The organism is Gilliamella sp. Fer1-1, from assembly GCF_001690825.1.
Lineage (GTDB): Bacteria > Pseudomonadota > Gammaproteobacteria > Enterobacterales > Orbaceae > Gilliamella > Gilliamella apicola_C.
On the sequence record NZ_LZGX01000114.1, the window covers coordinates 23,670 to 32,961 of the forward strand.

The window sequence follows — 9,292 nt, forward strand, 5'->3', positions numbered from 1 at the left end:
CCAAATGATATAAGTTGTGTCAATGATTATTTAAAATAAGACGTGTTATCAAACGGAATAGAAAAAGGCTTAACAACTACAATCAATTTATCTATTGCATAAATAAGTTGAGCAATTTATGGCTAAGCTTATAATAGTGCTATCTTTCTTTTATTGAGGATGAATATTATGAATATAGTTGATATTTCTCAAAAACGTTATACGACCAAACACTATGATCAAACTAAAAAAATTCCAACTGACCAATTTGACCAATTGTTAACCGTTTTAAGAAACAGCCCATCATCGGTTAATTCACAGCCATGGCATTTTTATGTTATTGATAACGATGCAGCCAAGAACAAAATCTTACCTGCTATTGCTGAATTTAATCAGCCAAGAATAACAGGCGCTTCCCATACTATTGTTTTTTGCATTAAAACGCCATTAGATGAAACCTATTTGGTCAATTTGTTGAATCAAGAAGATAAAGATGGTCGATATCCATCGGCGGATCTTAAACAAGCACAAGATCAAGGTCGTCGGCACTTTGTCACACTCAATAGCGCGACCATTGAATCACAACAATGTTGGGAAAGTAAACAAATCTATCTTGCCTTAGGGCAATTACTTTTTGCCGCAGCGGCAATTGGCGTGGATACAACCGCTATTGAAGGGTATGATGCTACTAAAATGGATGAAATTTTAGAGCTTAAAAGTAAAGGGCTTAAAAGTGTCGTGGTAGCAACATTAGGTTATCGAGCCGAAAATGACGGAAATGCTCACCGACCAAAATCACGCCTACCCAAAGAGCAACTTTTTACTTTTTTGTAAAATAATAAGATCACAAATTGTACCCTCCGCTTAAAGCTGTAATAAGGCGGAGGTTCTTTTGCCATTTCTTTGTTTTTATTCTACTTAATTAGAATTAATATACCTGCGATATAAAAATTGTTATTATTTTGATCTTATTTACAAATCTTAACAAAAAAAATTTATTTTTTTCTTTAAATTGTCATTGTATTTTGATTATACTTAATCGCCTATATCATATAAATAGTTATAGATTAATTTGGTTTTTTAAAAAGTTTTTTAAATCTGCTATTGAATTTAGTTAAACTACTACGTTTAAAGCATCAAACAAAGTCAAATAATTTAGTCAGCGAAGAAAAATAATGAAAATAGCTCAACTAGCCTTACAAACAACACTACCACAATTGCAAAAAAAGCGTTATGCGTTACAAGCAATTGCTACTTTATTGTTAGGGATAACGATATCAGATAATGTCATTGCACTAACCGCAACCACAACAAAAGAGATTCAGGGCAACAAGCCTTATTTGCACTTTAAGGCAAATCAGGATAACCAAGTTGGCAATAAGCTGAACAGCTTAAATGAGCTACTTGGCTTGAAGATACCAAGTGAAACAAATAATGGTGAATTAAAACAAATTGGTATTATGGATTCAATCTCGTACGGTGGAAAACCGTTAAGAGTTCCAGAGGGTACAAAATTTTCAGATATTATTGCTCTGGTTGCCGCGGACAGCAAAGAACATGACCTCTCTACATTACTACAAGTAGTAGACAATGATGGTGATGCCTCTATAGCTGAGAACACAGCTGTTCTTGGTTCGTTAAAGGCAACTTGGAAAGATGGCAATAAAAGAGTTGAGAGTGATTTAAATCAGGAATTAACACAATGCGGAGGGCCTTATACCTTAGAATTAAGTATAAAAGATATCGCTGCAACCACCAAATATGGTATTCCCGATAATAACTATTATGGTAGCAAACCTCAAATTACTTACCAATTTATGCTTTTAAGTGGCCCCAAATTGTGCTATGTTCAACCTTTTAGTATGCGTGTTTTTTCAGGAGCTCAATATTCGACTAAATACCCTGATGGTTATAACCCTGCAGTATGGGAACCTACTTTTTCTATTGGGTGGGAACAACTTAGTGGTGGGTTTAAGCCCGAGTCGTTTCGACCTATAACTGGTTTTAAGGGAATTGGATTTAATATCATGGGATCAGGGACTGATCAATCGAAATATCGTTGTAAACTTGATGATAGTAATATCAATAATTGGGTCACTTTGTCATCAGGAAATGCTGGCGAAAAAGTAGGGCTAGATTGTAAAGTTGTGTATAATAGTCTTCGTAAACCGACTAGTCCATTAACCATTAATATGGAATACTTAGAAGATAAAAATAGCAATTGGATTAATATTGGGAAAGTGACTATTCCAACCCCTCAAAAATGGGGGATTGTTATTGATCATGATGCAGATAGAAGTAGTAAAGGTTTTAGTAATGAGATGCGTCGACCTCCTGAGTTCACAGCGTATAATGTATGTCGTAAAGTCATTGATGGTCATGCAATACCAGAAACAACACGAGAACAAGTTAATGATTTTTCTGACGCAGGAAAAGCTTGGCGACAAAAATATATGTATAGAAGGAATGAATTTATTAATTCAGTTGATGCCGATTTACCTGAAGGTACTCTTATAGACGAAAAAAATTATATGCACCAACCTTCTCGTGATTTTGGTACCTTTTTGGGAGAATGGGGAGCGCTCGCTCGATATGTTTCTGCGGGCTTTTATTGGTGGACTTCTGAAATGTATCAAGCAGGTAGGCCTTTTGCTATTGATGGATTTAATGCGAAAGGAATCGCTGGGAGTGGTACCTTTGCTCTTAATGGTATTCAGTCCGCTCAAACATTGTGTCGAGGCGAGAATTTACCCTTAGAAAATTAGTACTAGAATAGTTATTTGGTTAGGTTATATTATTGGGTTGTTATATTTTATAACCTAGCTATTATTTGCTCGCTTTTTCTGCTGATGGTGAGCATTACCTCTAGTTGGAGAATGCTCATGGTGTCTTGGTATCTAAAATATATTTATCAATTATAACTTATTATCTTGAAAGTGAAGTGTTATGTGTTTGGAACCATATTGATATTTTAATGGCATCCTTTCAAGCGACTGCATTATTAGTAACTATAATAAAATAGTAACTACAACAAAATAGTAACTACAACAAAAACGATCCACGGCAACGCTTCTTACTTAACTTTTGAAGAGGGAAAATTATAGCTAACTCGACTGATGCGCTATTAAATATTAAATTGTCAGATGATAGGTAATATATAGCATTGGTAATAATTTTTCATCGGAAGATAACCCCACTGGCTCCTGTTGTAGGTCAAAAAGTAAAAGAGATAGAGAAATTTATTTCCCCAATAAATTCTATGATTCCATTAAAGGATTTAATTTCAATCAACAGATTTTGGCAAGAAGATGATGGAGATAACTCAATCTCTGTAACAAGTGATCTTACCTTGGACGTATAAAATATTGATGGAAAACAGTTAATGTAAGTACAGAATCAGATCTCTGTTATGTATCTTATAAAATCATCTTAACCAGTGATAATGGCATTTTATCTATTTAAGATGGAGAGCCTAGAGCAATTGGTTTTTTTAGGTGGCAGCGGTGCTTACTATCTAACAGCCAAAGCTGTTGTTTCTTAGGCATGTTTTGCTCAACCAACCAAATAGTGATTTTGTCTGTGATGATATCTCTTTTGACAACTGGAGTACCAAGCCTTATTGGGCTAGTGTACAAAATTACACTGTTTTTTCAAAACAAGATAATGTTAATACTATTATTTTGCGCATAAAGAGAGCTGCGTGGTGTTTGTGCATTAATTCGTCATTTTTTGTGGTGTTGATAATTTAAACGGTTATTATTTTTAATTTATTGATGTATAAGCAATTAGTCAGATTATTACAAATAAGCCTAGACCCAAGAAGTAGAATCGTTACAATATACGCTATCAATTATGTAGTAGACATTTAGTTTACCATCTTTTAACAAAATAAACGGACGATATTTTATGGCGCAATATGTTTATACCATGAATCGAGTAGGGAAGATTGTTCCCCCTAAACGCTATATTTTAAAAGATATTTCTTTAAGTTTTTTCCCAGGAGCTAAAATTGGGGTGCTGGGTTTAAATGGGGCAGGTAAATCAACATTATTACGCATTATGGCGGGTGTTGATACTGAAATTGAAGGCGAAGCCCGACCACAACCTGATATTAAGATTGGCTATTTACCGCAAGAGCCTAAGCTTGATCCTAAGCAAACCGTGCGCGAAGCGGTTGAGCAAGCCGTTGGTGATGCTAAAAAAGCACTTGCTCGACTAGATGAGGTATACGCCGCTTATGCTGATCCTGATGCCGATTTTGATAAATTAGCCAAAGAGCAAGCGGAGCTTGAAGCAATTATCCAAGCGCAAGATGCCCATAACCTTGATAATCAATTAGAGCGGGCAGCCGATGCATTACGCTTACCTGCTTGGGATGCCAAAATTGAAACATTATCTGGTGGTGAACGCCGTCGAGTGGCAATTTGTCAGTTGTTACTTGAAAGACCTGATATGTTATTAATTGACGAACCAACCAACCATTTAGATGCTGAATCGGTTGCATGGCTAGAGCGATTTTTACATGATTACGAAGGTACTGTTGTGGCCGTTACTCATGACCGTTACTTTTTAGATAATGTGGCAGGTTGGATTTTAGAACTTGACCGTGGTGAGGGTATTCCATGGGAAGGTAACTACTCATCTTGGCTTGAACAGAAAGATCAGCGTTTAGCACAAGAAGCCTCAACGGAATCGGCTCGCCGAAAATCGATTGAAAAAGAGCTTGAGTGGGTTAGACAAAATCCAAAAGGCCGTCAAGCCAAAAGTAAAGCTCGTTTAGCAAGGTTTGAAGAACTTAATAGCAACGATTACCAAAAACGTAATGAAACGAATGAATTGTTTATTCCACCTGGGCAACGTTTAGGGGATAAAGTGATCGAGGTTAATAATTTAACTAAATCGTATGGCGATCGGGTACTGATTGATAATCTGTCTTTTAGCATTCCCAAGGGGGCAATTGTTGGTATTATAGGTCCAAATGGAGCTGGGAAATCAACACTATTTAGAATGCTATCAGGTAAAGAACAACCTGATTCAGGAACCATTACTTTAGGTGAAACCGTGCAGTTAGCTTCGGTTGATCAGTTCCGCGATAATATGGATGATAAAAAAACGGTTTGGGATGAAATCTCAAACGGTCAAGATATTATGCGTATCGGCAATTTTGAAATTCCTAGTCGGGCTTATGTTGGTCGTTTTAACTTTAAGGGGGTAGATCAGCAAAAACGTGTTGGTGAACTTTCAGGTGGTGAAAGAGGGCGCGTACATTTAGCCAAATTATTGCAAGTGGGTGGCAATGTTTTGCTGCTTGATGAGCCGACCAATGATTTAGATGTTGAAACATTGCGTGCACTTGAAAATGCTCTGTTAGAATTTCCGGGGTGTGCATTAGTTATTTCACACGATCGCTGGTTCCTTGATCGCATTGCGACTCACATTTTGGATTATCAGGACGAAGGACATGTTGAATTCTTTGAAGGTAACTTTACTGAATACGAAGAATGGAAAAAACGTACACTCGGCGCTGAGGCATTAGAGCCTAAACGTGCTAAATATAAGCGAATCACTAAATAGGTTTAATTTTTATTTCATTCCGCCAATGTCTGTTGGCGGAATAACGTTACTTTCCTGATATCGTTTTTCAGATAGTTTAAAGCCCATTTTTAGATGCTTTAATGATTTTGGCAAAGGTGTCAGTGAGCAAGCGTGGGATGGCAGTTATTCCCCGTGCTTTTGCATCATCACAAATAGCAATAGCGAGATCTGGCTTTGAGCTTTTATGAATGGCTTTTTGAATAATTTGATGTACAGGTAGATCGATATGCTGTGTTGTGTTGTAAGCAGCAAGTTTATAAACATGACTAAATCCATGTTTAAATAAAAAATTTTCAATATCACGAGCGGGTAAAACGGTTAAGTAGTCATTAGGATCTTTATCTTCACCGCCCAGTGATTTGACGGTATCTTCATATTTTTTACCCGCCATATCGCCATCAGTAATAACATACCAATGAATTCCCATTTTATTGGCATATTTTATCAGTGGTTTTAACCCACATTGTGCAAACTCAATTAGCTGAACGCCTTCAGAGCTCAAATGATAACCACTTTGCTTTGCTAATTCACGTAATAACCAAACTTCGGTTTCACCTTCAACTAATAGCCAACAACGAGCAAATAATGCACTAGAGCGTCGATAAAGAATATGAAACACAATACGGCGACTATCACTCATACTTAATGATGTAGCAGTAATATGTTTTGCGACAATTTTATCAGGCAAGCGAATTAATCGGTAAAGGCTTTCTAATGGAAATAATGAGACTAAATCACTTGAGTTTGAGGTAATAATTTTTTGTGTAGGGAAGTTTTTTAGTAACCGAAATGCGACAGATAAAATGATGGGGTGTAGCGAACTTTCAGGCTCTTGTAAAATTAAAATCGGCATTGAACTTTGTAAAAGTGAATAATCGCCTTTAGCATCAATAATCGATCCAAAAATGCCTAAAAATACCGTCCGTAAATAATCATTATCAAAACTGTCTAATATATCATTAATTTGTTCTAAAACGTTCCAATCCTCTGCGCTTGGCGAGCTTTTTAGGGGGGATTGCTTATAATGATAGCGGTGTGTTTGATCGGCAAAGTAATATTCTAATAATGAGCGTGCAGCTTGCAGACCCCGAGCTAATTCATCTTGCGTTAATTTGGCGCAATGTGCTTTTAATTGGCAGGAAAGCTGTTCAATGTTTTTTTCAGATTGTGGCTGATTAGTAATAGGTAATTGGGCTTGATCCATAGCATTTTTAAGCGCCATAACTGGATTTAAGCTGATTAAAAGTGCAATTAACGATCTTTCATTTTCAATATTACATGGTTTGCCTTGTAAATTGAGCAATTTATGTTGTGTGATAATTTGATTGTTTTGTTTATTAGCCGAAATTTGATAAGTAATGCGATGCAGGTTATCTTGTGTTGATAGATAGGCAACAGCGCGTAATGGCTGATAATCTTTATGGTTTAACTCATTTAAATGCGATTGGCAATAAGTGACGGTAATGGTGATCTTATCGACATTACCGTCGTGTTGGTCATGATAAAAATCAGAATCAACAAATTGATAAAACTTATTATTGAGTGATAACAGTTGTAAAGCGCTAATTAAACTTGATCGCCCCCAACGGTTTTCGCCTATTAGTACGCTAGAACTTGCATTGAATTTTAACGATAGCTGGCTGATACCTTTAAACCCACAAATATCAATTTGTTCAATAAACATAGCAATCCTTATTTAAAGATGGTATTTTTCGGTTCGCTTACGAATTCGCTCCGATTTTTTGTGTGCACTGTTAATTAGTGGTTGTTGTTCTTGCAAAATGGTTTTTAACGATTTATCAAAATAAACTTTTAAAAATAAAAGAATATCGCGGTTAGTCAAGCCAATTTTAGTCGACGAAAAATACAGCCCAATAAGATCTTTATCTCGCCAACGGGTTGGTACTTTATTGCGAGTTTGTGCTCGGTGCAAATCAATAACCGATAATTTAATTTGTTGTTTATTTTCAAATAAGGGTAAATCCAACAAAAAATGACACAAATAACAATCACGATGATTAACCCCCGCAGCGTGCATTTTTGCCACCATTTTCGCTAAATAAATAATTAAAGAACGCTTTAAATGATAGCTAGGTGGCTGAGTGAGCCATGGCTTGGTAAAATCTTCTAAACTAATTGTTGGATTAAGATCTTTGGTAATAATAAACGAATGGCGTGTTAGTGGATTTAAACCTTTACGGCCAAATGCTCGCCCATCCATAGTATTAACGCCAGCTTGCGCTAAACGATGAATGGCATCCCATTCTTGCTTGGCATCTAACACGGGTAGACGTAACGATATGAGGTTTTTAATAATCTCTTTAATCGTTGTACCCCGATGAATTTTAATAAAATAAGATTCACCCTCAAGCTCAAAATTTAGCGTTTTACGTTGCTTAACAGCACGATATACTTTACCCGAGATTAACTCGATTTCTGCAAAGGGATCTTTACCTGTCCATAATTGCTGAAAAGGCGATTTGAGTTTTATTTCATTCATCATCGTTACAACCTAAAATAATATCGGTGGCGCGCGTGGCTAAATCGTATAGATCAGCCGTTTTCCCGTAGTTAATCGCATTATGATGCCATGTTAATAATTGATCGTGATTAGTGATAGCATTTTTAACGGCCTGATTGAGATCCGATTGTACAAAACGCTCAGCAAGAACCACACCAGCCTTGGCATCGTGTATGTGATAAGCATATCCCGAAACACCCGATACAATAACGGGGACACCAGCAGCTAATCCTTCGACTAAAACCATACCAGCAGCTTCTTGCCTTGCTGGATGCAATAGTAAATTAGCTGAAAATAAAATATCGGCAATGTCATCACGGCCCGCTAAAAAACGGACTTGCTGATCAATCCCCAGTTGTTTTGCTTGTTTTTGATAGGCTTCTGGTTTGTCTTGCCCTACCACTAAAAAAGTAACTTTTTGCTTTAGTTCATAGGGTAAAGTCGCAATGGCGGTTAGTGAACGATCAACGCCTTTGCGTTTAAAATCCGAGCCAATTTGCACAATCACAAAACTGTGTTCATCAATTTGATTGGTTTGTCTAAATTGCTTGCCTTTAGCGATCGACTCAGCATTATATTGGCGATCTTGAGCAATGCCAGGCGGTAACAGATAAAACCTTGATAGATCAGTATGATAATATTTAACAAAGTCAGCGATTTGCTGCTTAGTTAAAAGCATCACCTTAGTTTGGCTATGTTGATTAAACACCGCATCTTCAAAGGCTAAATAGTGTTTACAGCGTTTTGATAACTTATATAAAAAGCTTTTATGGGCCACTTTATCTGCATAACAGGTATCGCCCGCAAAATAGACATCTAAGTCAGGCATTTTATTAAAACCAACTACACAATCGACGGGGTTTGCTTGCAAATGGGTTTTTACCCAATGGTAATAAGATTGATTACGATTATGGTTAGATAAGCCTTTTTTTGGAACCAAGATAATATCAAATCCAGCAGGCTTATCACCTTGCCATGCCATTACATAGATCCGGACGTGGTGGCCACGAGCTTGACAAGCCCTAGCTATTTGCAAAAAATCACGTTGTAAGCCACCAAAAGGAAAATATTTATAGATACAAAATGCTAGTTGCATGCAGGTTGCCTCAAGTTTGAAAGGGGTATTATATACTTGTTGATAAGCAAGGTGCAAAAATAGCTGATTTTAATAAAAGAAGAACAAAAATCAGTCAGAAA

The 9,292-nt window shown here is 36.6% G+C and carries 6 protein-coding genes; 3 read left to right on the top strand and 3 right to left on the bottom strand.

Annotated elements, in window-relative coordinates:
• Positions 1 to 168 precede the first annotated feature (168 nt).
• The 3 genes from nfsB to ettA all read left to right on the top strand — a co-directional run bounded on the left by nfsB (position 169) and on the right by ettA (position 5,553).
• Positions 169 to 813 carry an oxygen-insensitive NAD(P)H nitroreductase gene (gene nfsB / locus A9G28_RS12740; protein ID WP_065580906.1) on the top strand — a complete coding sequence of 215 codons (645 nt, stop codon included), beginning with the start codon at positions 169 to 171 and terminating at the stop codon, positions 811 to 813.
• A gap of 341 nt (positions 814 to 1,154) precedes the next feature.
• Complete coding sequence (locus A9G28_RS12745; RefSeq protein ID WP_065580907.1) at positions 1,155 to 2,744, top strand: hypothetical protein; 1,590 nt, start codon at positions 1,155 to 1,157, stop codon at positions 2,742 to 2,744.
• A 1,141-nt stretch (positions 2,745 to 3,885) separates the two neighbouring features.
• On the top strand, positions 3,886 to 5,553 hold the full coding sequence (gene ettA / locus A9G28_RS12750; protein WP_065567746.1) for an energy-dependent translational throttle protein EttA: 1,668 nt from the start codon (positions 3,886 to 3,888) through the stop codon (positions 5,551 to 5,553).
• A gap of 76 nt (positions 5,554 to 5,629) precedes the next feature.
• Here ettA and A9G28_RS12755 read toward each other — a convergent pair whose 3' ends face one another.
• The 3 genes from A9G28_RS12755 to A9G28_RS12765 are packed head-to-tail and all read right to left on the bottom strand — an operon-like array spanning position 5,630 to position 9,191.
• Positions 5,630 to 7,258, bottom strand: coding sequence for a DUF2813 domain-containing protein (locus A9G28_RS12755; RefSeq protein WP_065580908.1), 1,629 nt, complete (start codon positions 7,256 to 7,258; stop codon positions 5,630 to 5,632).
• 12 nt (positions 7,259 to 7,270) lie between these two features.
• Entirely contained in the window at positions 7,271 to 8,074 is an 804-nt protein-coding gene (rfaP, locus tag A9G28_RS12760) for a lipopolysaccharide core heptose(I) kinase RfaP (protein ID WP_176700423.1), read from the bottom strand.
• A complete protein-coding gene (locus tag A9G28_RS12765) occupies positions 8,067 to 9,191 on the bottom strand; it encodes a glycosyltransferase family 4 protein (RefSeq protein WP_065580909.1) in 1,125 nt (374 codons plus the stop codon). Before A9G28_RS12765 ends, rfaP begins: the two co-directional genes overlap by 8 nt.
• Positions 9,192 to 9,292: the final 101 nt, after the last annotated feature.

What these genes read in the sequence shown, in the direction of transcription:
- nfsB (WP_065580906.1), top strand. Translation starts at nt 169, where the DNA reads ATGAATATAGTTGATATTTCTCAAAAACGTTATACGACCAAACACTAT.
- A9G28_RS12745 (WP_065580907.1), top strand. Translation starts at nt 1,155, where the DNA reads ATGAAAATAGCTCAACTAGCCTTACAAACAACACTACCACAATTGCAA.
- ettA (WP_065567746.1), top strand. Translation starts at nt 3,886, where the DNA reads ATGGCGCAATATGTTTATACCATGAATCGAGTAGGGAAGATTGTTCCC.
- A9G28_RS12755 (WP_065580908.1), bottom strand. Translation starts at nt 7,258, where the DNA reads ATGTTTATTGAACAAATTGATATTTGTGGGTTTAAAGGTATCAGCCAG.
- rfaP (WP_176700423.1), bottom strand. Translation starts at nt 8,074, where the DNA reads ATGAATGAAATAAAACTCAAATCGCCTTTTCAGCAATTATGGACAGGT.
- A9G28_RS12765 (WP_065580909.1), bottom strand. Translation starts at nt 9,191, where the DNA reads ATGCAACTAGCATTTTGTATCTATAAATATTTTCCTTTTGGTGGCTTA.